General features: G+C 66.4%; 21 protein-coding genes and 2 riboswitches. Of the genes, 8 read left to right on the forward strand and 13 right to left on the reverse strand.

Features of this window, described 5'->3' with window-relative positions:
• Positions 1–218 precede the first annotated feature (218 nt).
• The gene (locus JOF48_RS03430; protein ID WP_209677319.1) at positions 219–1,169 is read left to right on the forward strand and encodes a DUF559 domain-containing protein; all 951 of its coding nucleotides are present in this window, start codon (positions 219–221) and stop codon (positions 1,167–1,169) included.
• A 101-nt stretch (positions 1,170–1,270) separates the two neighbouring features.
• Here the strand turns inward: JOF48_RS03430 and fdhD are convergent, their stop codons facing one another.
• Positions 1,271–2,104, reverse strand: coding sequence for a formate dehydrogenase accessory sulfurtransferase FdhD (fdhD, locus tag JOF48_RS03435; RefSeq protein WP_209677321.1), 834 nt, complete (start codon positions 2,102–2,104; stop codon positions 1,271–1,273).
• A 65-nt stretch (positions 2,105–2,169) separates the two neighbouring features.
• Between fdhD and JOF48_RS03440 the strand changes: the two genes are divergently transcribed.
• Positions 2,170–4,500 carry an FdhF/YdeP family oxidoreductase gene (locus JOF48_RS03440; RefSeq protein ID WP_209677323.1) on the forward strand — a complete coding sequence of 777 codons (2,331 nt, stop codon included), beginning with the start codon at positions 2,170–2,172 and terminating at the stop codon, positions 4,498–4,500.
• 48 nt (positions 4,501–4,548) lie between these two features.
• On the opposite strand, the gene JOF48_RS03445 is transcribed toward JOF48_RS03440, so the two are convergent.
• Positions 4,549–5,220 carry a TetR/AcrR family transcriptional regulator gene (locus JOF48_RS03445; RefSeq protein WP_209677325.1) on the reverse strand — a complete coding sequence of 224 codons (672 nt, stop codon included), beginning with the start codon at positions 5,218–5,220 and terminating at the stop codon, positions 4,549–4,551.
• A gap of 91 nt (positions 5,221–5,311) precedes the next feature.
• On the opposite strand from JOF48_RS03445, the gene JOF48_RS03450 reads away from it, so the two are divergent.
• Entirely contained in the window at positions 5,312–6,847 is a 1,536-nt protein-coding gene (locus JOF48_RS03450; protein WP_209677327.1) for an MFS transporter, read from the forward strand.
• A 338-nt stretch (positions 6,848–7,185) separates the two neighbouring features.
• On the opposite strand, the gene JOF48_RS03455 is transcribed toward JOF48_RS03450, so the two are convergent.
• Genes JOF48_RS03455 through JOF48_RS03465 form a run of 3 tightly spaced genes read right to left on the reverse strand, consistent with a single transcriptional unit; the run spans position 7,186 to position 10,384 of the window.
• Positions 7,186–8,061: an alpha/beta hydrolase family protein gene (locus tag JOF48_RS03455; protein WP_209677329.1), complete on the reverse strand. Its 876-nt coding sequence runs from the start codon at positions 8,059–8,061 to the stop codon at positions 7,186–7,188.
• Complete coding sequence (locus JOF48_RS03460; RefSeq protein ID WP_209677331.1) at positions 8,052–9,350, reverse strand: molybdopterin molybdotransferase MoeA; 1,299 nt, start codon at positions 9,348–9,350, stop codon at positions 8,052–8,054. Before JOF48_RS03460 ends, JOF48_RS03455 begins: the two co-directional genes overlap by 10 nt.
• A gap of 8 nt (positions 9,351–9,358) precedes the next feature.
• Positions 9,359–10,384 carry an NTP transferase domain-containing protein gene (locus JOF48_RS03465; RefSeq protein WP_209677333.1) on the reverse strand — a complete coding sequence of 342 codons (1,026 nt, stop codon included), beginning with the start codon at positions 10,382–10,384 and terminating at the stop codon, positions 9,359–9,361.
• Between the two features lie 157 nt (positions 10,385–10,541).
• On the opposite strand from JOF48_RS03465, the gene JOF48_RS03470 reads away from it, so the two are divergent.
• Both JOF48_RS03470 and JOF48_RS03475 read left to right on the forward strand, forming a co-directional pair.
• Entirely contained in the window at positions 10,542–11,207 is a 666-nt protein-coding gene (locus JOF48_RS03470) for a TetR/AcrR family transcriptional regulator (RefSeq protein WP_209677335.1), read from the forward strand.
• A gap of 143 nt (positions 11,208–11,350) precedes the next feature.
• A complete protein-coding gene (locus JOF48_RS03475; RefSeq protein WP_209677337.1) occupies positions 11,351–13,093 on the forward strand; it encodes an MDR family MFS transporter in 1,743 nt (580 codons plus the stop codon).
• A 179-nt stretch (positions 13,094–13,272) separates the two neighbouring features.
• On the opposite strand, the gene JOF48_RS03480 is transcribed toward JOF48_RS03475, so the two are convergent.
• The 3 genes from JOF48_RS03480 to JOF48_RS03490 form a co-directional block, all read right to left on the reverse strand.
• On the reverse strand, positions 13,273–14,118 hold the full coding sequence (locus tag JOF48_RS03480) for an NlpC/P60 family protein (RefSeq protein ID WP_245346386.1): 846 nt from the start codon (positions 14,116–14,118) through the stop codon (positions 13,273–13,275).
• Positions 14,119–14,122: 4 nt separating this feature from the next.
• Positions 14,123–14,332, reverse strand: a riboswitch (cyclic di-AMP (ydaO/yuaA leader).
• A 142-nt stretch (positions 14,333–14,474) separates the two neighbouring features.
• Positions 14,475–15,284: a M23 family metallopeptidase gene (locus JOF48_RS03485; RefSeq protein ID WP_425353699.1), complete on the reverse strand. Its 810-nt coding sequence runs from the start codon at positions 15,282–15,284 to the stop codon at positions 14,475–14,477.
• A 2-nt stretch (positions 15,285–15,286) separates the two neighbouring features.
• Positions 15,287–15,513, reverse strand: a riboswitch (cyclic di-AMP (ydaO/yuaA leader).
• Between the two features lie 144 nt (positions 15,514–15,657).
• Positions 15,658–16,353: an iron-dependent transcriptional repressor DtxR gene (locus tag JOF48_RS03490; RefSeq protein ID WP_209677343.1), complete on the reverse strand. Its 696-nt coding sequence runs from the start codon at positions 16,351–16,353 to the stop codon at positions 15,658–15,660.
• 230 nt (positions 16,354–16,583) lie between these two features.
• Here JOF48_RS03490 and serC point away from each other — a divergent pair, with 230 nt between their 5' ends.
• Entirely contained in the window at positions 16,584–17,711 is a 1,128-nt protein-coding gene (gene serC / locus JOF48_RS03495) for a phosphoserine transaminase (protein ID WP_209677345.1), read from the forward strand.
• A gap of 249 nt (positions 17,712–17,960) precedes the next feature.
• Here serC and JOF48_RS03500 read toward each other — a convergent pair whose 3' ends face one another.
• A complete protein-coding gene (locus JOF48_RS03500; RefSeq protein WP_209677347.1) occupies positions 17,961–18,506 on the reverse strand; it encodes a DUF3027 domain-containing protein in 546 nt (181 codons plus the stop codon).
• An 11-nt stretch (positions 18,507–18,517) separates the two neighbouring features.
• A complete protein-coding gene (locus tag JOF48_RS03505) occupies positions 18,518–18,898 on the reverse strand; it encodes a cold-shock protein (protein WP_203312866.1) in 381 nt (126 codons plus the stop codon).
• Between the two features lie 213 nt (positions 18,899–19,111).
• On the opposite strand from JOF48_RS03505, the gene JOF48_RS03510 reads away from it, so the two are divergent.
• Positions 19,112–19,351 (forward strand): hypothetical protein, encoded by a 240-nt coding sequence (locus tag JOF48_RS03510; protein WP_209677349.1) that lies wholly within the window; start codon positions 19,112–19,114, stop codon positions 19,349–19,351.
• A gap of 145 nt (positions 19,352–19,496) precedes the next feature.
• Entirely contained in the window at positions 19,497–20,288 is a 792-nt protein-coding gene (locus tag JOF48_RS03515) for a class I SAM-dependent methyltransferase (RefSeq protein WP_209677351.1), read from the forward strand.
• A gap of 104 nt (positions 20,289–20,392) precedes the next feature.
• Here JOF48_RS03515 and JOF48_RS03520 read toward each other — a convergent pair whose 3' ends face one another.
• From JOF48_RS03520 to JOF48_RS03530, 3 genes are read right to left on the reverse strand one after another with little or no spacing between them, the layout of a single operon-like run.
• On the reverse strand, positions 20,393–21,190 hold the full coding sequence (locus JOF48_RS03520; protein WP_209677352.1) for a maleylpyruvate isomerase family mycothiol-dependent enzyme: 798 nt from the start codon (positions 21,188–21,190) through the stop codon (positions 20,393–20,395).
• Positions 21,191–21,200: 10 nt separating this feature from the next.
• Positions 21,201–21,830 carry a TetR/AcrR family transcriptional regulator gene (locus JOF48_RS03525; RefSeq protein WP_209677354.1) on the reverse strand — a complete coding sequence of 210 codons (630 nt, stop codon included), beginning with the start codon at positions 21,828–21,830 and terminating at the stop codon, positions 21,201–21,203.
• A 43-nt stretch (positions 21,831–21,873) separates the two neighbouring features.
• Positions 21,874–23,292 carry a sulfatase family protein gene (locus JOF48_RS03530; protein WP_209677356.1) on the reverse strand — a complete coding sequence of 473 codons (1,419 nt, stop codon included), beginning with the start codon at positions 23,290–23,292 and terminating at the stop codon, positions 21,874–21,876.
• Positions 23,293–23,307 lie beyond the last annotated feature (15 nt).

Here is a 23,307-nt window from a genome sequence, read left to right on the forward strand (position 1 = left end):
CCGTTGTGTCCCGGCAGGTCAAACCCGCCAAATAGAGTACCACCAGTACTCTAATTCGCAGGCTTCGGCCCCGTCAATCCCTTCCCTCCCCCAACGCCGCATCAGATAATCCGCGTTTGTCCCCGATCCCGCACCACATAAACGCCTGTTTTCGCGGACCCCGCATCACCTGTGGATAACTTCTGCGGGGATTCCGGGATGGCGACACAATTTAACCCATGGATGCCAACGATGAACTACCCAGCGACAGCACACCCTTCACCCGCGATGAGGCCCTGGCCATGGGCCTCCCTCTGGGCCGGCTCAAGGGCAAACGGCTCAAACACGTCAGCCGGGGCATCTACCGTCCGCCCGATTGGGAATTCAACCTGCGGGAGGCGGCCCGGGCGCTTTCGGCAGCGTCTCCGGGCGGCTGGATCTCACATGCCACGGCGGCCAGGATCCATGGGCTCGTCCTGCCGCCCTGGCTGTCCGATTCCGACGAGCTCCACCTGAGCAAGCCCCGGGAACTGCCGCAGCTGCGCCGCAAGGGCATCACGTCGCACAACGTCACTGCGCGCCCGGGAGAAGTCGAATTCGACGACGGGATATGGATCAGCACCCGGGCCCGTACGTGGCTCGACCTGGCCCGCGTCCTGCCCCTGCGCGACTTGGTCTGCCTGGGCGACCAGCTCATCCGGATGCCCCGGCCGGAGTTCGAAGGCCGCGGCGATCCATTCACCACGCTCAAATTTCTGCGCAGCATGGTTGACTCGCACAAGAACCTGCAGGGGATTGTGCGCGCCCGCGAAGCCCTGGACCTGATGAGGGTGGGTGCCGATTCACCGCCCGAAACCCTGTTGCGCCTGGCCATGGCGGACGCCAACCTGCCCGAGCCAGAACTCCAGCTGAAACTCCGGGACAGCCGCAATTCGCCGTCGGCCGATGCGGGCTACCGTACACTCCGCATCGCCCTCCAGTACGACGGTGCCCATCACCTCAATGAGATCCAGCGCCTCAAGGACCACCACCGGGACAAGGCCTTCATGGCCGCCGGTTGGACGGTGCTGAAATTCACCGACCGTGACCTCAATGAGGGTTTCCAGGATGCCGTCCGGCGCATCAAGGGGGCGTTGCGGCAAGCCCATGTCGATCCCACCGTGGAATCGGGTTTTGCTTCGGGCAGCTGATGCGGCGTGCTGAAAAGCGGCCGTTTATCTGATGCCGCGTCGGGGAAAACAGCGACTTATCTGATGCGGCGTTGGAGCAGGGGTGGGGCGGGGGAAGCTGGTCAGCCGATGCGGCCGGGGTGCGTGTACACGTTCAGGGTCTCGCCGCGGCTGAACCCCACCAGCGTCACCCCGCTGCTTTGGGCCAGTTCAACAGCCAGGGACGACGGCGCACTCACCGCCGCGAGAACCGGCACCCCCACCATCGCCGCCTTTTGAACGAGCTCAAAGGAGGCGCGGCCGGAAACCTGCAGGACGGTCTCCGACAAGGGCAGTCGCCTTTCGCGGAATGAGGCACCCACCACCTTGTCCACGGCGTTGTGCCGGCCCACGTCCTCGCGCAGCATGAGCAGTTCGCCGTCGGGGGCAAACAGGCCCGCCGCGTGGACTCCCCCGGTTTTCTCAAACAGCTTCTGTTGTTCGCGCAGGGTTTCCGGCAGCGCCGCCAGCACATCCGCAGCGATAAGCACCTGGTCCACCGGTGCCGTGACGGCAAAGTGGGAGGACTTGTGGACGGCATCGATGGACGCCGTCCCGCAGATCCCGCAAGCACTGGAGGTCGTGACGTGGCGCTGGGCTGCCGGCAGCGGCATGGCCACATCGGGGCGCAACTGCGCCTCCACCACGTTGAAGGTCTGCTGCCCGTTCTCGTCCTCACCCGCACAGAAGCGCAGCGAAATGAGCTGGTCGGGGTCAAAGACGATGCCCTCGGACACCAGGAATCCCGCCACCAGGTCAAAGTCGTCACCCGGGGTGCGCATCGTCACCGTGAAGGACTCGTGCCCCAGCCGGATCTCCAGTGGCTCCTCCACGGCGAGCGCCTCCTCGCGGACAACACGGCGGTTGCCGCCCACATCGATCTTGGTGGCCTTGACCCTGCGAATAAGCCGTCCCATGAAAACCTCCCAAATACCAAACCGTCTATCATCAGACTAGATGCTCCACGATGAAGGGACCCATCATGGCTGGCAAAGCGCCCCGGGAAAACATTGACGAACAGCAAATCACGATTGGCAGTGCGCAAAAGAAAGCCGTGGGAATCCCCGGCATCCTGCACTCCATGGAGGTCTCGCTCAAGCAGATGGGCCCGGTCCGCACGGCCCAGACCCTGCTGAAAATCAACCAGAAGGACGGCTTCGACTGCCCCGGCTGCGCCTGGCCCGAACCGGACAAGCGGCACACCGCGGAGTTTTGCGAGAACGGGGCCAAGGCGGTCGCCGAGGAAGCCACCAAAAGGCGCGTGCCGCCGTCGTTCTTTGCAGAGCACAGCGTGCGCGAGCTGCGCGAATGGGACGACTACCGGCTGGGCCAGCAGGGCCGCCTGACCGACCCCATGTACCTGGCCGAGGGCGCCGAGCACTACGTTCCGGTGTCGTGGGAGCGGGCACTGGGGGTCCTGGCGGACGAGCTCAAGGCGCTCAAGAGCCCCGACGAGGCCATTTTCTACACGTCGGGCCGCACCTCCAACGAGGCCGCGTTCCTGTACCAGCTCATGGTCCGCGGGTTGGGCACCAACAACCTGCCGGACTGCTCCAACATGTGCCACGAGTCGAGCGGTTCCGCCCTGACGGAGACCATTGGGATCGGCAAGGGCTCGGTGTCCCTGGAGGACATCTACCAGTCGGAGCTGATCCTGATTGCCGGCCAGAACCCCGGCACCAACCACCCCCGCATGCTCACCGCGCTGGAGAAGGCGAAGAAGAACGGGGCGGTGATCGTCGCGATCAACCCGCTGCCCGAGGCCGGGCTGATGCGTTTTGAAAACCCGCAGACCATCCGCGGCCTGGTGGGCGGCGGCACCCCCCTGGCCGACGACTTCCTGCAGATCAAGCTCGGCGGCGACCAGGCGCTGTTCCAGGGGTTGGGCAAATTCCTGTTGGAAGAGCAGCGCCGCCCCGGCTCCCCCAACGCCGGCCGCATCTTCGACACCGCGTTCATAGACGACCACACCACGGGATTCGAAGAGTATTTGGCACAACTGAGCCACGTCAGTTGGGATGAGATCGTCACAGCCACCGGGCTCACCGAGGCGCAGATCCGCGCCACCGGCGAACGCCTCCTCGCGTCCAAGGCCACCGTGGTCTGCTGGGCCATGGGCCTGACACAGCACAAGCACTCGGTGGCCATGCTGCGCGACATCGTCAACGTGCTGCTCCTGCAGGGCAACATTGGCAAGCCCGGCGCCGGCGTGTGCCCGGTCCGCGGCCACTCCAACGTCCAGGGCGACCGCACCATGGGCATCTTCGAGCGCATGCCGGCCGCCTTCCACGACGCCCTGGACCGCGAATTCTCCTTCACCTCCCCGCGCCCCGACGGCTTCGACACCGTCGCCGCGATCGAGGCCATGCGCGACGGCCTGGCCGGCGTCTTCCTTGGCATGGGCGGCAACTTTGTCCGCGCCACACCGGACTCCGCCGTCACCGAGGCCGCACTGAACAAGCTCTCCCTGACGGCGCAGATCTCCACCAAGCTGAACAAGTCGCACCTCATCACGGGCCGCTCGGCCCTCATCCTGCCCACCCTCGGCCGCACCGAGCGCGACACCCAGGCCACCGGAGACCAGCGCGTCACGGTCGAGGATTCCATGAGCGCCGTGCACGCCTCGCGCGGGCGCCTTGCCCCGGCGTCGGACAACCTGCTCTCCGAGGTGGCCATCGTCTGCCGCCTCGCCAAGCTGCTGTTTTCCACGGACGACGGCGGCACCCGCCCGGGTGCGCCCCTCGCCGACTGGGACGCCCTGGCAGGCGACTACAGCCTGATCCGCACCCACATTGCGGCAGTGATCCCCGGCTTTGAGGACTTCGAGGCAAAGATTGACGTGCCCGGCGGCTTTGTTTTGCCACACGGCCCCCGCGACTCCAGGACATTCACCACCGAATCCGGGCTGGCCCATTTCACGGCCAACGAGCTCGAATACCCCAAGGTGCCGAAGGGGCGGCTGCTGCTGCAGACCCTGCGCTCCCACGACCAGTACAACACCACCATCTACGGCAAGGACGACAGGTACCGCGGCATCAAGAACGGGCGCCGCGTGGTGTTCGTAAACCAGAAGGACCTGGACGCGTTCGGCATCGCCGACGGCGCCATGGTTGACCTGGTCTCCGAGTGGAAGGACGGCGTGGACCGCCGCGCCCCCGACTTCCGCGTCGTGGCCTATTCAACGCCCGTGGGCTGCGCCGCCGCGTACTACCCGGAAACCAACGTCCTTGTGCCGCTGGACTCCAAGGCCGATGTCAGCGGAACACCAACCTCCAAGTCGGTGGTAATCCGCCTGGAGCCCGTCGCGTCCTGACGCGGCCCGGCGCCGGCCCGAGGGGCCCAGGCTTGTTTGGCGGGCGGATCAGGGCGGCGCGTCGTGGGCCAGGAGCAGTGGCAGCTTGACGCCCATGGTGCATTCGAGCAGTTCGGTCACGGAGGAGTCCTGGCCGTAGAGGTCCGTGAGGCGAAGGCTGATGAGGGTGTTCATGAGCATGCCGTGGGCCAGGAAGTCACGTGTCATCTCCTCACCCAGCCCGGCCTCATCCCGCACGAGGCGGTAGATGTCGACGAACCCTTCGCGGGCGCGCGCGCCGATGACGGGCTCGTGCCCGGAGATGAATGACTGCATCAACATGAGCAGGATGCCCCGGTCCTGGACCAGGTCCGCATAGGCCAGCGACATCAGCTGCTTGAGCTGAATCTCGCGGCTGTCTCCTTTGGCCGGGTCCAGCGCGGCCACCTTCTCGGCGAGCCGCCCGCCGTCGTAATCAGCAATGACGGAACGGAAGCTGCCCATCAGCTTGCCCATCGCACGGTCCAGCGCCTCCAGGAACAGCTTCTCCTTGGTGCCAAACATCCGCACCACGTAGGGCTGGCTGATGTTGGCGGCCTTGGCCACCTGGTCGGTGGTGGCCCCGACGTAACCGCGCTCGGCAAACACCGCGGTGGCGGCGGCGAGGATCAGCTCCCGGCGCTCGGCCGCCGGCATGCGCACGGCCCTCGCGTCGGGCTGCTGAACTTTTTTTGCACTCATGCTTGACATGTTATCAGTTGATTACTAACTTGGATCCATAAGTAATCATCCGATTACCTCAAGCTGTGCAAGCCTCCACGAATCGAAGACCATGAACCGCAAAATCCCCGTCTGGCTGGCGGTCGCCGCCGCCTCGCTGCCCGTCTTTATGGCCACCCTGGACAACCTTGTGGTCACCAACGCACTGCCCGTCATCCACGAAAAGTTGGGGGCCGGCGTGGAGGAACTGCAGTGGATCGTCAACGCCTATGCGCTGAGTTTCGCCACCTTCATGCTGCTGGCCGTGGGCCTGGGCGACCGCTTCGGCCGCCGCCGGGTCTTCCTGGCCGGCCTGGCCATCTTCACGCTCGCCTCGGCCGGCGCGGCGCTGAGCACCGACCCCACGGCGCTCATCACGGCCCGCGCCATCCAGGGCCTGGGCGCTGCGGCCATCATGCCGCTGTCGCTGACCCTGCTCGCCGGATCCGTCAGCCGCGAACGCCGGCCGCTCGCCATTGGCATCTGGGGCGGTGTCTCCGGGCTGGGCGTGGCGCTGGGCCCGCTGGTGGGCGGCGCCGTCGTCGAGGGCTGGAACTGGGAGGCCATCTTCTGGCTCAACGTCCCCCTCGGCATCATCGCCATCCCGCTGGTTCTCGCGGGCCTGCCCAACAGCTTCGGCGCCCGCGTCCGGGCCGACATCATCGGCCTGGCCCTCTCCGGACTGGGCCTGCTGGGTCTCGTGTTCGGGATCGTCCGCGGCAACGAGGCCGGCTGGGACAGCCCCCAGGTCCTCTTCGCCCTGATCGGCGGCGGCCTGCTCCTTGCAGCCTTCCTCCTGCGCGAAGCCCGCACCCCCGCCCCACTGCTGCCCCTGCGCCTGTTCCGCGACCGCAGCTTCACCGTCGCCAACATCGTGGGCCTGACGTTCAGCTTCGGCATCTTCGGCTCGGTCTTCATCCTGATCCAGTTCCTGCAGGTGGTCCAGGGCTACAGCCCGCTGGAGGCCGGCGTCCTGACCATGCCGTGGACCCTCGCACCCATGGTGGTGGCCCCGCTGGCAGGCCTCCTCGCTCCCCGCCTGGGCACCCGCACCCTCATGATCACGGGCCTGGCCCTGCTCGCGGCGGGCATGTTCTGGCTCGCGGCCAACCTCAGCGCCACCGTCAGCTACCCCCTGATGGTGCCCGGATTCGTCGCGGCCGGCATCGGCATGGGCCTGGTCTTCGCCCCCATGTCCACGGCGGTCCTCGCCAACATGCACACCAACGACCATGCCAAGGCCTCCGGCACCAACTCCACCCTCCGCGAGGTGGGCGTGGCCCTCGGCGTCGCCGTGCTGACCGCCGTGTTCACGGGTGCGGGCGGGCAGCTGACCCCCACCGGCTTCGTCGACGCCGCCATCCCGGCCGTTTATGTCGGAGCCGCGGTCCTGGTGCTCGCCTTTGCCGCAGCCTTCTGGCTCCCCTCGCGCGATCATGCCCGAACGCTCGCCGCCGCCGTCCCCGAGGATGACCCCGCCGCCCTGCCAGATGCCGGCATCGCAGCAACCCTTCCGCATGCCGCCCTTTCCCCGCACCTGCCGGATGCCGACCAAGACGCGCACGACGGCGGGACTTCCGTTGGGCATCCGGCTTCCGTTCGCGCCTGACTCACCCGGGCGCCGCCTGGTCCGGGACCCCGGCGGGCAATGGTGGACTCATGCGGCAGGCCGCCAGGCTTGCGGCGGCCCGGCTCCCTGCCTGGCCGGTTCCAAGCGTGGTGTTCTGCACAACGATTCCGGCCGACTGGACGCAACCATCTCGCCGCCGCCCTTATGCTTCGGCGCACCGTTCATGTTGGACCGTGCGCAACTACAAGAGCTGCGCACGGTTCCAGGGAAACCATACGCAGACGTGGCAGCCGCGGACCCTGCCATGGGGGCGTGACGTTAACCGGGCGTGGCGTCTACCGGGTCCGTGCGCAGAACAGGCGCCCGCACCGGGAGGACTACTCCCAGGGGTGGTGCCCCCAGCCGTCGCCGTTCAGCCAACCCAGTGTCTGTTCCCAAAAGGTGTGCCGGTAGCGGCTGTGGAACAAGGCGAAGTGCCCCAGCGATGTTTCGCCGTAGTCGGAGGGGTGCAGGTGGATGACGCGGGAGGGGCTGTTGGGTGTGTAGGCGACGGCACGCTCCATGGCGGGAATCGTGGCATAGGAGTCGTCGTCGGGGGCCAGGGCCAGGATCGGTGCCGTCACGGCCGCCTGGTGGGCGCGGAGGGACACGCGCTGGGAGCCGCGGGCCGCCGTCGTAAAGTCCTTGCGGGAACGGGCCCAGTCAAGGGCAACGCCAACCGGCAGGTCCTCCATGAGCCCCAGCCGCTTGGCCGGAAAGTAGCCGACGGTGGGCAGCAGCGGCAGCATGAGTGCGGCCCGCCCCCAGTGGCCCAGCTGGTGGCGGAGGGTGAGGTCTCGCCAGTAGGCGTGCTGGGCGCCCACGGTGAGGATCCGTCCGAGCCGGGCCGCGTTGGCTGCCAGCCCCACGCCGAACCCGCCAAAGCTGTGGCCCACATAGTGCACGGGTTTGCCGCCGCTGTGTGAGAGCGCCCAGTCCAGGACGGTGTCGATGTCCAGCGAACCCCACTGGTACCAGCGGACCTTCTGCCCGCGCAGGGACCCTCCCCGGGAATCGCCGATCCCGCGGTAGTCGAACGTGAGGGCGGTGTAGCCGGCGGCGGCCAGGAATGCGGCGTAGCGGTGGTAGTAGCCGGCCGTGACCGCGGTGGCTGAGCCGATCACGACCGTGCCCCGGTGCTCAACGCTGCAAGGCACCTCAAACAGTGTGCCGTGGATTTCGCGCCCGTCGTCGCAGGTGAAGGTCAGTTCCATGGCAGCGGCACCGCCGGCACGGATTCGCCCATCTTCACTCCGTGCGGCGGAACCACCATGAGACCGTCGGCCTGGGACAGCCCGCGCATCATGGCCGAATCCGTGTGGGCGCACGGCGAGGCCAGCCCGTACACCAGCCGGTAGGGCATGATCCGCGTGGGCCCGTGGTACGCCTTGACCGGGGATCCGCACACCACCGTCCCCACCGCCGGGCGGGGCAGGCTGCCAAGCCGTGCCAGCAGCGGCGCGCCAAGCGTCAGCAGCCCCACCATTGCGGCGAGGGGGTTTCCCGGCAGGCCAACGATGAAGCGCCCGTCGGGCAATTCGGCCAACAGCGTGGGGTGCCCGGGGCGCATGGCAATGTGCCGAACATGGAACGTGCCGCCCATGGACAGGATGGCTTCGCGCAGGAAATCAGCTGAGGAATGGCCGGTGGCACCCGTGGTGACCACGACGTCGGCCGGGTCGTCTCCGTCATCGGCCAGCGCATCCAGCGTGGACGCCAGATTGTCCGCGGCCCGCTGCAGCCCCACCACGGCACCTCCCAGCGATCCCACCACGGCGCCCAGTTGCGGGGAAAACGCGTCGCGCACAAATCCGGGGTCGGGGATGCCGGCAGGCACCACTTCGTCCCCCGTCAGGACAATCTTCACGGCGGGCCGGCCCAGGACGGAAAGCTCGTCGTGGCCGCCCAATGCCGCAAGCGAAATATGGGCCGGGTTCAGCGTGGTTCCGGCCTTGGCCAGCAGTTCCCCCGCTTCCGCTTCCTGGCCTGCAGGGCGGATGTGCTGGCCGTTCTTCGGCTCACCGGGCCGCGCCCCGCCGCCCAGGACCAGCACCGGCAGCCCCTCCGAATCCGTGGAAATCTGCCCCGATTCACTGCGCAGGACCGACTTGGCGCCCTTGGGAATCAACCCTCCGGTGACGATCGGCACGGCCTGTCCCGGCGACAGCGGCTCGCCCGGCCCGGCCAGGATCCACGGCGCGCTGCCCGCCACCGCCCAGCCGTCCATCGCGGACGAGGCATAGTGCGGCATCGCGTGCCGTGCGTGCAGGTCCGATGCGAGAATCCGGCCCAGCGCGGGGCCCAGCGGCACCGCGTGGGGCGGCAGCGGCTGCGCCACGGTCCAAGCCAGCTCCCGGGCCTCCTCCCAGCTGTGGGGAAGCACGACGGCGGGCACCTCTCCGGGCGCCCCTGCGGCACCTGGCGCCGGGGCAAGGTCGGGCACCGGTGAGGTGGCCGGGTCGGGCAATTCCCCGGGCGAGAACGGACTCTGCTGTTGGACCATGGTTGCCGCTATTCTGCGGCGGGCGCTTCGGCGGCGGCGGCACCCGTGGAACCGGGCGCCGGCGCCTCCGCGGCGGACAGCTTCTTCGCCAGCCCCAGCGCGGCCTTCATGGCCGTGGCCTCGTCGACCTGCCCGGATCCGGCAGCGAGCCCTGCAGCCATGCCAGCCACAAAGGTGGTCAGCGGCGCGGCCGGGCGCACGATCGAATGCGCGGCCACCCCCGCCAGGTTCAGCACGGCGTGGATGTCCACCTCAATGTCTGCGATCTCAAAAGCCTCAAGCAGTTTCTGCGTCCATGCCTGCAAGAGCTCGTCGTGGTTCTCCAACTGGTGTCCTTCCGCGGTGGGCGGCGCCACGGCAATGCCTTGCGCGCGGGCGTCGTCCCAGGTGTCAATGTCTGCCGCCAATCCGGTTGGCACGGCACATTCGATCATCTTCACACTAGCAATCAACGAGAAGACCGACGCATTCTCCAGCCGGTGCGCCACCCGCGCCCCGGCCACGGCAGCCCGAAGTTCCGGCAGCGGGTAGATCGCCGCCAGCGGCTGCCGCTTCCCGCCGGCCACGGCCATGATGCCCTCCCCGGGCGCGCACGCGGCCCATTCCGCCACCAGCCGCCGCGCCAGATCCCCCGCGCCCGGCATGTCGCAGGCCAGCACCAGCACGTGCCCGGACTCCCCCGCCAGGGCACCAATTCCGGCGGCAAGGCCCGCCGCGGGCCCGGCGAAGGGCGGGTCTTCCTGCACCGTCGCGACGCCCCCGGCGTGTTTGGCACCTGCCAGCCACTGCGGAATCCTGTCCCCGGGACCCACGACGACGACCACGGCCTGCGCTGTTTCGCCGGCCTCCGCCGTGGTTTCCCCGGGCGACGGGGCCGTGCCGGTTCTTACGACGCCTGCAGCAGCATCCACTGTCCGTGCCAGCAGCGTCTGCCCGTCCACCACCAGGCCGGCCTTCGGAACGCCGCCCAGGCGCCGGGACAACCCCCCGGCCAAAACCACTGCCTGCAGGGACCGGGGCGAATTCTCACTCATCCTGCCATCGTATCCGCCATTCCGGCCTGCCTCCGGGGACGGGCGTTCAGGGAAAATTAATTGTGCACTCACTGCATATTTGCAGGAACTGCAATTACCATTTTGTTTGTGCCCAACGGAACCGCGTGGCACACAGCGCACCTTTATTGGAGCCACCATGGGCATCGCATCAACGGAACCCCTGCCACGCGGGCTGCCGCCCCGGGACACCCTGCGCAGCAGGAAGCAGGCCGCCACCCGGCTGGCCATCCGCCGTGCAGCCATCGAGCTTGGCCTGGAACACGGTTACGACAACGTCACCGTCGACATGATCTGCACGGCCTGCGGCGTCTCCGCCCGCACCTTTTTCAACTACTTCGGCAGCAAGGAAGGCGTCTACACCAGCCCCCGGAAGCCGCTGCCCGGCAATGCCGCGCTGACGGCCTTCATTGAGGGAGGCAGCGCGGGAGTCTTCACCGGGCTCTTCGACCTCATCGCGGGAACCTTTGTTGAGGCGGAATCCAGCTTGGAACTGTTCCAGGCACGCCACCGGCTCATCCAGCAGACACCGGAACTGCTGGGCAAGGAAAAGGAGCGCATCAGCGAGACGGAGGAGATCTTCGTCGGCTATGTGATGGAGCGTTTCCGCCACGACGGCAGGACTGTCCAGGACACCCCGGACCTGGAGGATGAGGCCCGCATGGTGGTCGCCCTCGTCTCCGGAGCGCTGCGCTTTGCCCTGCAGAAGTGGGCTGCCGGAAACTTCACCGACGACCGCGCCCACCTTGTTGAATCGGCCTCCGCGCTGATCAAGCGCATCACAAGCAACGAGCACTGGCCCTAACCCGATACCGCGCCGCCGTCCGCCAGGCACCTTGCGCATGTGCCTGCGCCAACATCCGGAGCCGACGTCCGCCGTCGTGCCTCACACAGAAAACAACCGCAACAACCGCCGCCTGCCTGCCATCCGGCCGCTAGGAACCCATCATGAGCACACCCTCCCAGACCGTCCACCCGCCCACCGAAACTGACCGGCGCGGCATCCTGCTGGTGTTTGCCAGCCTCATGCTGACCATGCTGCTGGCGTCCCTGGACCAGACCATTTTCAGCACCGCGCTGCCCACCATAGTTGGCGAACTCCACGGCGTGAACGAGATGCTGTGGGTCATCACCATCTACATCCTCGCCTCGACCATCATGCTGCCCATTTACGGCAAGCTCGGGGACCTCATGGGCCGCAAGGGCCTGTTCATCGGCGCCATTTCGGTGTTCATCATCGGCTCGATCATTGGCGGCCTTGCCCAGGACATGACGTGGCTGATCATTGGCCGCGGCGTTCAGGGGCTGGGTGGCGGCGGCTTGATGCTGCTCTCGCAGGCCATCATCGCCGACGTGGTGCCGGCCCGTGAACGTGGCCGCTACATGGGGATCATGGGCGGCGTGTTTGCACTGTCGTCCGTGGCGGGGCCGCTGCTGGGCGGCTGGTTCACGGACGGGATCGGCTGGCGGTGGGGGCTGTGGATGAACATCCCGCTGGGACTGCTGGCAATAGCCTCCGCGGCCTTCTTCCTGCGGCTGCCGGAGCATCCGCGGGTGAAGGCCCGCGTGGACGTGGCCGGCATGGCGCTGCTGGGCCTCACCTCCACCCTGCTGGTGCTGGTCAGCACGTGGGGCGGCACCAAGTACCGCTGGGACTCGCCGCAGATCCTGCTGATGGGCGCCGGCACGCTGCTGGCCGCCGGACTGTTTGTGGCGGTGGAGCACCGGGCCGAGCAACCGATCATGTCGCTGCACCTGTTCAAGGACCGCAATTTCAACCTGACGACGGCGGCCGGGCTCATCACCGGGATTGCCATGTTCGGCACCTTGGCCTACATGCCCACGTTCCTGCAGATGGTGACCGGGGCCAACGCGACCCAGGCCGGCTTCCTCATGATCCCCATGATGGCCGGGGTACTGCTGACCTCGATCGCGTCCGGGCAGCTGGTGACGCGCACCGGACGGTACAAGTGGCTGCCCATCACCGGCATGTTCATTGTGGCCGGGGCGCTGGTGCTGCTGTCCACGATGTCTCCGGCCATGCCGGTGTGGGTCATTTGCAGCTACCTGGCCATCATGGGCATCGGGCTCGGCACGTCCATGCAGATCCTGGTGCTCATTGTGCAGAACCAGTTCCCCAACTCCCAGGTGGGCATGGCCACGGCCTCCAACAACTACTTCCGGCAGATCGGTGCCTCGCTGGGCTCGGCCGTGGTGGGCAGCCTGTTCGCCACCCGTCTGGCCTCGCTGCTGACCGAGCGCCTGCCCAGTTCGGGGGTGGGCGGTTCCGGGGACGGTGGCGGGATCAATGCGCTGACGCCGGCCCTGGTGCGGGCCATGCCGGAGCCGCTGCGCTCCATTGTAGTTGGATCCTACAGCGACGCCCTGACGCCAATCTTCGTGTACATGGTCCCGCTGCTGGTCCTGGCCGGGATCCTGCTGCTGTTCGTCAAGGAGATCCCGCTGGCCACCACCATTGACCGGAGCATGCCGGCCGACGCAACCGCCACGGGCGGGGAGGCCGGCGTCGGTCGTGAAGCGAAGGTGCATGCGGGCATCGCCGCCGGGGATGGCTCGAGAAGCGCGGTGGACGGCGGCCGGGCAACCGGGCTCGGAGCCAGGCACCTCGGCGACGGAAGCGGCGCCGGGCCTGGCAGAACCGACACCTCCAGGGGCGCTGAGCCAGCCTGACGGTTCCCGGGGACGGCGCAGGCTGACGGGCGGCTGCGGAGGCCGTCGTATTCCTCGGCAGCCGCCTTTGCTCCACGCGGGCAGGCACCGTGATCCGTGCGGCCGTTTCGGGATCACGGGAGCCGTTAAATCAATGAACCCCGTCCGTGGACGGGGTTCATTGGATGATGATGGTCTTTTTAGTGACCCATCGCAATGAAAACGGGACCCGAACCGACGTAGGCGGAGAAGACAGTGGTCGTGAAACCATTCCATCCACCATGTACGGCCTGGCCGTTGCCAATGTAAACAGCAATGTGGGCAAGGCCCGCGCCGCCGTCTGCGTAGTAAATCAGGTCACCGGGCTGAGCTTCAGCGGCGGAGACCGTCCGGCCAAGGCTCAGGTAGCCGGCAGGCCAGCCGTGGTAGTTGATGCCAGCTGCAGCCAAGGCGTTGGAGGCCAGCGCGGTGCAGTCCTGGGAAACGCCAACCTGGGCCAGTGCGGCGCTGGCGATGGTGGCGCCAATTCCGCTCTGGGCTACAGGAGCCGGAGCTTCTTCAGGGGTGGTGGTAGTGACGACAGGTGCCGCGGCAGGTGCTTCCACCGGTGCTTCCACGGGTGCTTCCACGGGTGCTGCCACCGGCGCCTCGACGGCTGCTGCAGGAGCGGCCGTGGTGTCGGCGACTGCGACAACGTCGTTGCTCTGTGCCTCTACAACTGCCGGTGCCTCAACAACAGGAGCCGGGGTGGAGGTGATTGCGGGAGTGGCGAATGAAATCTTCACCGTTGATGCTGCCGTGATGCCGGATGCGAGCTCCGACTTCAGGTTCAGCGTTGTTGCACCGTCAGATGCGCGCTCCACGGTGGGAGTTGCTGCATTTGCTGCGATGCCGGATGTCAAAACCAAGCCAGATGCTGCTGCTACAACAACGGCCTGACGACCAACCCCGCCGACGTTGGAGCTGACGGCTTTAGTAAGGGCGGAAATCGTGCCGGTTTTAACAACCTCGGCGCGGTGGCGCCCGAGGGCAGTATTTGAAGCCAAGAAGGATTCCTCTCCCAAAGCCTGCGAGGTAAGCTGTCGGATTCGGATGGGAGTCACCCGGCCGCTCCACGTTGGCACACTTCTGGAATAGTTTCCCATCCAGGTGGTTGAACGCTTCGCGGCTTCACCCCAAGGACTTTGCACATGGTGCAAGATCCAAATAATGGTTCCCCCGCCCCTGCCAGACGATTGATACGAACGGACCATGAGCAGTGGCAGAGCTAGGCAATCCACTCATGGGCGCCAACTTGATTCGAAGTTGGCGCGGTTACGACGTTACAACACATTTTTGGCTATGTCACGTTAAGGTCACGGTCCTGTGACTAACTCGTAACCCAAGACGGGCTGTGGAGGAGTTAAAGCCAGCCCATGGGATCGACAGTCTCGTCATCGACGATGACCTCAAAGTGCAGGTGGCAGCCGGTGGAGGCGCCTGTGGTGCCGCTGAGGCCCACGATGCCGCCGCGCGGGACTTCCTGGCCCACCGCAACGTTGATGCTGCTCATGTGGTTGTATGACGTGGAGAGGCCGTTGCCGTGGTCCACGACCACGCGGTTGCCTCCGCCATACTGGTGCCAGCCGGCAAAGGTGACAACCCCGCCTGCCGCTGCAAGCACACTGTTGCCGCAGCCAATGGCGAAGTCCTGGCCGGTATGCATCTCGCCGACCTGACCCGTGATGGGGCTGATGCGGCCGCCGAACGGGGAACTGGTGACCATGTTTGTCAGTGGTGCGGACAGGGTCCCCTTGGAGGCCTGCAGGGTGACATTGGAGGCCTGGACCTTCAGAGTCTCCTTCAGCTGGCCGTCCGGGTTCAGGGCACTGGCAACGTCTGGGGTTGCGAAACTAATGGGAACTTCGGCGCCTGCGGTGACGATGGTCTCGACGGAGGCGGACTGTTCCGGGGCTGCATGCAGCGTGTCCGGGGCCTGGGTGGACGGCAGGGTGACGGCCAGGACGAGGCCAGTTGCGGCCATGGCCACGCCAACCTTTTGTCCGGCACCGCTGGCGGCGCCTGCACGCAGCAACTGGGCCATGGAAACGCCTGAGGGTGCACTGGCGCGTTCTGCAGCAATGGCTTCACGGCGGCCTCCTGATGTGGAAGCAGGCACGTGAGTTACTGGCGACGACGCACGACGGCGCCCCCGCTGCTTAACATCTGACACAAAAAACCTCTCTATAATGCACCTGCGAAGTTAGCTGTCGGATTCGGATCAGAGAGTCGTGCTTTTGATCCGGCCCACGCTTTTGGCACAGCTCAAGCCATGGCGCAATCCAACGGAATGCGCCAGAAGAGAGTTGTGCTGTTTGTGGGCTTCACCCCAAGACAGGCTGGATTGCCTGTCAAAAGTGGTTCCCCCGCCCCTGCCTTACGGATTACTGTCCAGCCTGCGAAGGCAAGGTTCGGTGTCGCAGGATGGTAACGCTTTGGTTACGGCGTCAGATGATTACTATACGGTAAAACCGGTAAACGTAATAATTCCGTTACCTAGATCATCAATACCTGTGTGTCACCCGGTCGGACGACACTAGGAAACTCTAACTCATGGAGACGAAAACATGTGACGCAACTTCCGGCGGAAGCTCCAGCGCACCCTCGATCCCGGGCACCCGGACGGAGATGTACTCCCCTGCCCGTGCCAGCGAAATCTGGGCCCCGGGGCGCAATCCGCCCTCATCGAGCTGCTGCAGCAGCTCCGGCTCGACCTGGATCCGCTCAGACAACCTGTGAATAATCACTCGCTGGCCCGGCGCATAAGTACTCATGGCAGACAGCAGCGTCACGAGTCCGGCAGAAAACTCCGGCGCAACGGTCCCGCCAAGCTCTTCCAGCCCCGGGATGGGGTTCCCGTACGGAGACTCGTCGGGCTGGCCCAGCAGGTCAAACAACCGCTGCTCCACCCGCTCGCTCATGACATGCTCCCAGCGGCAGGCTTCCTCATGCACGTACGCCCAGTCCAGGCCGATGACGTCGGAGAGCAGGCGTTCTGCGAGGCGGTGCTTGCGCATGACCCGGGTCGCCTTGTCGCGTCCGGCAGGCGTCAGCTCCAGGTGGCGGTCGCCGGAGACGATCACGAGCCCGTCGCGTTCCATCCGGCCAATGGTCTGGGAGACGGTGGGCCCGGAGTGGTGCAGGCGCTCGGCGATGCGCGCCCGCAGGGCAACAATGTTCTCCTCTTCCAACTCCAGGATGGTTCGCAAGTACATTTCGGTCGTGTCAATTAGATCAGCCACGTCAGCATCCTCCTGTATATTGGGCAAGAATTTTGGGCAAAGACCACCGTCTCTACGTTAGCCTGAATGCCCTACCCGAAGGTAACTGCACCCGCCCAAGGCAACCTTCCGCCGTCGAACTATATTTCGGCAAGTCACGGATTTTTCCTCTCAGCGTAGTTCTGCGGCAGAATTGGCATCAGCCCTTAGGCAACTCAATGTCTTCCATCGCTTAAATTTTGGAGCAACTCGTGAGCGAATCCACGCCCCTCACCATTCCTGCCAACCTGCGCCCGGCCGACGGCCGATTCGGTGCCGGACCCTCCAAGGTCCGCCCCGAGCAGGTTGCCGCGCTCTCCGAAGCAGGGGCTTCCCTGTTGGGCACCTCCCACCGCCAGGCACCCGTCAAGAACCTGGTGGGCGACGTCCGCAGCGGCCTGAAGCAGTTCTTCAACGCCCCCGACGACTATGAAGTCATCCTCGGCGTGGGCGGCTCCACGGCGTTCTGGGATGTTGCAACGTTCGGCCTGGTGGAGAACAAGGCCCAGCACCTCTCCTTCGGCGAGTTCGGCTCCAAGTTTGCCGCCGCCACCAACAAGGCACCGTTCCTGGACGCCTCCTCCATCATCAAGGCCGAGCCGGGCACGCGCCCGCTGCCCGTCGCCGAGGCCGGCGTGGATGCCTACGCCTGGCCGCAGAACGAGACCTCCACCGGCGTTGCAGCCCCGGTCAAGCGCGTTGCCGGGGCAGATGAGGGAGCCCTCGTCCTGGTGGACGCCACCTCCGCTGCCGGCGGCCTGGCTGTGGATGTTCGCGAAAGCGATGTCTACTACTTTGCGCCGCAGAAGAACTTCGCGTCCGACGGCGGCCTGTGGCTTGGGCTGTTCTCCCCCGCTGCGATTGAGCGGGCCAGGCGCATCGGTGCCTCCGACCGCTGGGTGCCGGACTTCCTGAGCCTGACCACAGCCATTGACAACTCCCTGCTGAACCAGACGTACAACACGCCTGCGCTCTCCACCCTGGTCACGCTGAACAACCAGGTGCAGTGGCTGAACGCGAACGGCGGCATCGACTTCGCCTCCGCACGCACCGCCGACTCTGCAGGCCGCCTGTACACCTGGGCCGAGGAGTCAGCCGTCGCCAGCCCGTACGTGGTGAACCCGGAGGACCGCTCCAACGTCATCGTCACAATCGACTTTGACGAGTCCGTTGACGCCGCAGCCGTGGCCAAGGTGCTGCGCGCCAACGGCATCGTGGACACCGAGCCCTACCGCAAGCTGGGCCGCAACCAGCTGCGCATCGCCACCTTCGTGGCCATCGACCCCGAAGACATCACCGCACTGACCAAGTGCATCGACTACGTGATTGAAAACATCTAGCCAGCCGCACTGTATTAGCAGTTGCACTGTCTTAACAGTGACGTGCCACAAAAAGTGAGCCGACACAGTTCGGGCCGCTTCCACACTCTGGAAGCGGCCCGGGCTGTTTTTAGTTCACAGCTGCAGGGCCGCCACCGCCCGACGGCACCCACCCGCGCAGGCGCCACGGCGGCAATGAAGCGTTAAATGTTTGGGCCCCGCCATCAAGAATGGCGGGGCCCAAGCCGTGCGCGAACCTTGGTTCGCTATCTAGTTCTCTCCGTCCGCCTCTGTGGCGTCGTCCGCGGCGTCGTGGCCGTCCCCGTCGTGGTCGTGGCCTGCGTCGGTGACGTCGCCATCCCCGGTGGCGGAGTGCTCGCCGTCGTCGTGCCTCTGTTCAGCATGGGCGGCAGCCTCGGCCTCGGCAGCCGCCTGGTCTTCGGGACGCACACGCTCGGCCCACGGAACCCACTGTGGGGCCAGGACGGAGTCCTCGGTGGGCAGCATGCCAACCTCGTTGACGGTGGACTCCTTGCCGCGCGAGACGCGGGCCAGGGAGGCAAACCAGGTCCAGCCGCGGTAGCCGTCCTTCTTGGACTCAAACAGGTGCGTCACACAACGCACGCCCTCGCTCCGGGCGCCAAGGTGCGCACCGATCTCGGCGTCGGCTGCAATGCTCAGGATGGCGTTGCGGGCCGTGGCCACGTCGGCGGCGAGGAAGGCGTCGGGCTTGCCCACGCGCCACACGGGAACACCGGGACGCGGTGCTGCGCTCTCGCTGGCAGGGGCGGCGGAATCGCCGGGCAGTTCAGTCATGGTGGGCACCGTTACGCGTCAAAGTTGTCGGCAACCTTGCGCAGTGCGGCAGCGATCTTGCCCGCATCTCCGTCAGGATACTTGCCGTTGGTCAGGGATCCTACAGAACGTTCCAGCAGGGACACGAGGTCCTGGACGATGGGTGCCAGGTCCCGTGCGGGCATGCGCTTGGCCTTCGCCACCGACGGCGCACGGTCCAGGATGCGCGCGGCCATGGCCTGGGCGCCCTTGCGGCCGTCGGCCACGCCGAACTCCATGCGCATGCCGGGCTTGATGTCACCGGCGTCTGCCGGGAGGGCGTTGGCGCGCAGGAAGACTTCACGGCCGTCGTCGGCGGCAATGATGCCGAAGCCCTTTTCGTTGTCGTACCACTTCACTTTGCCGATAGGCACTTGCTTTACCCCTTAAAAGTCGTCGGTGTAAGCCGGGTTCCTTGCCAGTGCGGTTGCTCTTCGCCGTTCTCCGGCGGCCCATGATCGGGGGCGGGAATCTGGCGGGCGATGCCTGCAGTGACAGGTTGTACAGCTCTACTAGCTTCTAGATTACCGTGTCGGGGGAATTGCTGCGGCTTTGCCCTGTAACTGTCCGCTGTTAGCGTTATGGGCATGAGTCCGCTATATTCCGCACCGCAACCTGTCAGCCGCACTTGGCGGATCTTCAACTACACGGCCATGGGCTTCGCCGTGCTGGCGCTGCTGGCCCTCATTGTGGTCCTGGTCAGCAAGTGGGCCGGCGGCACGCCGTGGCCAGGCTTCAACTGGATCGCCATGATCGCGCTGCCCGTGGCGTTCCTCATGATGGGCGCCAGCGTCATGCGCGCCGCCGCCATCCGCCGCCGCCTCTAGCCCTCCTTCCTCCTGACTTCCGGTCCCCTTCTCCGGCCGGGAACTCCGCCCCAAAAACTGTCCCGTGCCTGCACCGGCCGCCGGGAGTAGGATCAGAAAATCGCAGGAACTCCGGCGGTCGGTTTGTGATTTTCTTGGAGGGGCCATGGGCTACGAGGAGGCAGTGTCCGCCCACTATGGACACGGCGGCATTGAGGAAAAGCTGCTGGGGATGATCACAGCCGACGGCGGGAATCCCGGGCATTTTGCCCCTGCGGATTTGCACGGCGCGGACCAGTTGCATGTCGGCGGGGCGTTGGCAACAACCCGAATCGCCGGCCGCGCAGGAATCAACGGAGGCAGCCATGTCCTGGACCTCGGCTCCGGCATGGGCGGGGTGTCCCGGCACCTGGCCCACGACTTTGGCGCCACGGTCCATGGCGTCGACCTGACCCCGGCCTTCGTGGACTTGGCCCGATCGCTGACCGAACGCACCGGGCTCTCCGGGCAGGTCACCTTCAGCCAGGGCAGCATCCTGGCCCTGCCGTTTGGGGACAACTCCTTTGACACCGCCCTCATGGTGCATGTGGGCATGAACATCCGCGACAAGGACAAGGTGTTCGCGGAAACGGCCCGCGTGCTGCGTCCGGGCAGCGTCTTTGCCGTCTACGAGGTCATGCTGCTGGGCGGGGACCTTGAGCAGTTCCCGCTGCCCTGGGCCGCCTCGGAGGAGACGTCGTTCGTGCAGCCGCCGCTGGCCTACAGCGATGCCCTGGCCCAGGCAGGTTTCGACGTGGACTACGAGGCCAAGCCATTGGCCGAGGGCATCGAGTTTCTGGAGCACGCCATCGCCGGCGAGGGCCCGGCGGGCGTAGACAAGGACGCGATCGTGAACCTGCTGGCCGCCTTCAAGGCTGGAATCCTGGCCCCGGTGGAAATCTACGCCCGGCTGGCCTGAACCCAACCACCCCACCCGCCCGCCCCACAATCCATGACGCAGTTGTTGTACGAAAAATACCCGGATAGCGCATTCCCAGTCCAACTACTGCGTCATGGATCCGGCTAGAACAGGATCCGCACCGCACCCAGCCTCTCGGCAAGGCCAGGGTCCCCGGACACCGTGGCGATTCCGGTTTCAGCCACCCGGCCCGACAGGCTGCGGCAGAGTTCGATCCCGTCTGCACGCAGCAGTGCCTGGGGATCACCATCCCCCAGTTGCCAGGTTCCGGACAGTTCCCCGGCCAGAACAAGTTCGACGGCGGGTCCGTCACCCCACGCCGTGGCCGTGTCGCGCATGATTTGCCCCAGCACCAGGGCATCGGCAGTCGTGGCCGCGCGTGGCTGCCCGGTCGCCCCGGCGAGGTCGAAGCCGTGCATCCAGGCATCCCGCAGGTAAATGACGTTGAACAGGCAGCCCAGCCGCAGCGGCACATTTCCGGGTGCCATGGTCTTGTCCACGGCAAGTCCGGCGAGGACCCGCGGAAAGGTCGCCACACGGCGGGCCACCTTGGCAATGTTGTCCCGGTACGCACTGCACAGCTCGGCGGCGGACAGCCCGGCGTGGTCGTCAACCTGCACCTGGTTGGCCGCGTCCAACAGCGAAAGGTGCGGGTACCGCCGTCGTCCCCTGACCCGGCGCCACAGCACCGTTGGCATGGCAAGGGCATCCTCCTGGGCACCCAACAGGTGTGCAGCCAGGTGGCGGACGGTCCATCCAGTGCACTCCGTGTCCAAGTCCCACTGCGCAGGGGTGAGGGCGTCGAAGGAGCCGGCCAGGGCGGTCATGACGGAGACGTAGGCATCGGCGGCAGCAGCCTTGCCGGTGGCCTCAACGGTGGAGGCATGGATGGCGGAATTCATGGTGCCCTCCTCAGGGCGTGTAGCGGGCCAGCCACATCTCCAGGGCGGGGTCCAGCAGCCGGGCGTACCGGCCTTCGCCGGGACCGGCGTGCGGCTCATTGGCCAATTGTTGGGAAACGACGCCGGCAATCACCGAGGTGAGCAGCAGCACGGCATCGTCGGTGGCGGCAGCCGGGGTGAGCCGGTTCCGCTCGACCGCAAGCGTCAGCAGCGCCCGCGTTTCAGCGACAATGGCGGCGCTTGGCGCGTAGGCCCCGGCCGACGGCTGGAAGCCCGGCACGGGGCGCCAGTTGAGCAGTTGGGCGCTGACGGGGTTGGCGAGAGACCAGTCCACGTAGGCGCGGGCACCGGCAAGGAGTGCGGCGACGGGATCGCCTGCGGGGATCGCCTGGTCTGCCGCGGCGCCTCTGACGGCAACCAGCAGCTCCGCGGCACCTTGTGCGAAGAGGGCGTCGTAGAGTGCCATCTTCGACGGGAAGTACACATACAGCGACGGCGGCTTCATGCCGACGGCCCGGGCCACGGCCGAGAGCGACATGCCGGCCACCCCGTCGCGCGCCATCAACTCGACGGCGGCGGCGAGGATTTCCTCGATAGTGGCCTGCCGGCGGGCGTGTCGCCTGCCCTGGAGTGCATCCATCTCCCCATTGTGTGCCTAATACCGTTAGGAAAACAAGGAGATGTTAGGAATCAGTTTTCGCCGCCGGCCCGGCCGCTGCCTCCCCCTGGCCCACGTCCGCGACCCAGGCCGCATGCAGGGCGGCGAGCTCGGCCGCGACTGTTGGTTCGGCGTCGTACAGGTTGGTGGTCTCGGCAGGATCCGCGGCGAGGTTGCACAGGAAGTAGCCGCTGCCGGGCTCGGCGTGCTCGACGTCCCGGATGGCCTCCGCGACGGGCGATCCGGGCTCGACCCAGTGCAGTTTCCAGTCGCCGCGGCGTACCGACCACTGCCAGCCGCAGTCCCAGTGCAGGGTCTCGTGGCCGTCGGTGGCGAGCAAATTGAGCCCGTCGCTGGTGGCGTAGGCGGCAGGATCTGCCCCGGCTGCGGCCATGGCGGTGGGCAGGATGTCCATGGAGCTGGTCAGCCCTTCGCGCACGGCGCCGGCAGGCACCCGGCCCGGCCAGCGCAGCAGGAACGGCACGCGCACTCCGCCTTCCCACAGCGTGTATTTCGTGCCGCGCAGGGGCAGGTTGACGCCATAGTTGCACGTGGAACCGCCGTTGTCCGTCAGGTAGACCACGATGGTGTCCTCGGCCAGGCCCAGCTCGTCGAGCTGGTCGAGGATGAGCCCGATCTGCGCGTCCATGAGTTCCAGCTGCGCCAGGTAGTAGGCGCGGCCGTTTTCCAAATGGGGGCTGATGGCGCCGTCGTACCAGTCGATGTACTGGCCCGCGCCTGGGTTCCAGTCCTCGTACGCGGGCAGTCCGCGTTTCTGCAGCTCCTCGGCAGGCAGCTGCCAGCAGAAGTTGTGCACCGCGTTGAACGCCACGGTGGCCAGGAACGGCTTGTCGGCGTGCTCCGCCACAAACTGGCGGGTCCTTTCGCCGATGGCGTCGGTCAGGAAGCCCTCCAGTTCCTGCGGCTCCTCTCCGTTCCACAACGGCTGGACGGCCATGGGGAACGCCGCCTCGCCGTATTCCTCCACGGCGTCCTCGGAGTGGTGGAGGTAGTTGAGCCGGCCCATGGATTCGCCGGCCAGCCCGTAGAAGGACTCGTCATAGCCGTGCTGCGGCGGGGTTCCACGGTCGCCGTGGTGTTCGGTGCCGTAATGGACCTTCCCGAAGTAGCCGGTGGTGTAGCCTTCGCCGCGGAGCAGTTCCGCCATGGTGGGCACGCTCTCGGGACCGATCTCCGAGTCCGTGAACCAGCGCGCACCCCACCGCTGCTGGTACTGCCCAGCCGCCAGCCCTGCCCGCGACGGCGAGCAGATCGGCGCGGTCACGTACGCGTTCGTGTAGGACGCACCCTCCTGCGCCAGCCGGTCCAGGCAGGGGGTTTGCACATCGTCCTGCACGCCCAGGATGGACCTGTCGGCATAGCCGTGGTCATCCGAGACAATGACGATGATGTTCGGCTGTCGCGTCGTTGCGGTGGTCGGCATAACTTCTCCTATATA

The organism is Arthrobacter stackebrandtii, assembly GCF_017876675.1.
GTDB lineage: Bacteria > Actinomycetota > Actinomycetes > Actinomycetales > Micrococcaceae > Specibacter > Specibacter stackebrandtii.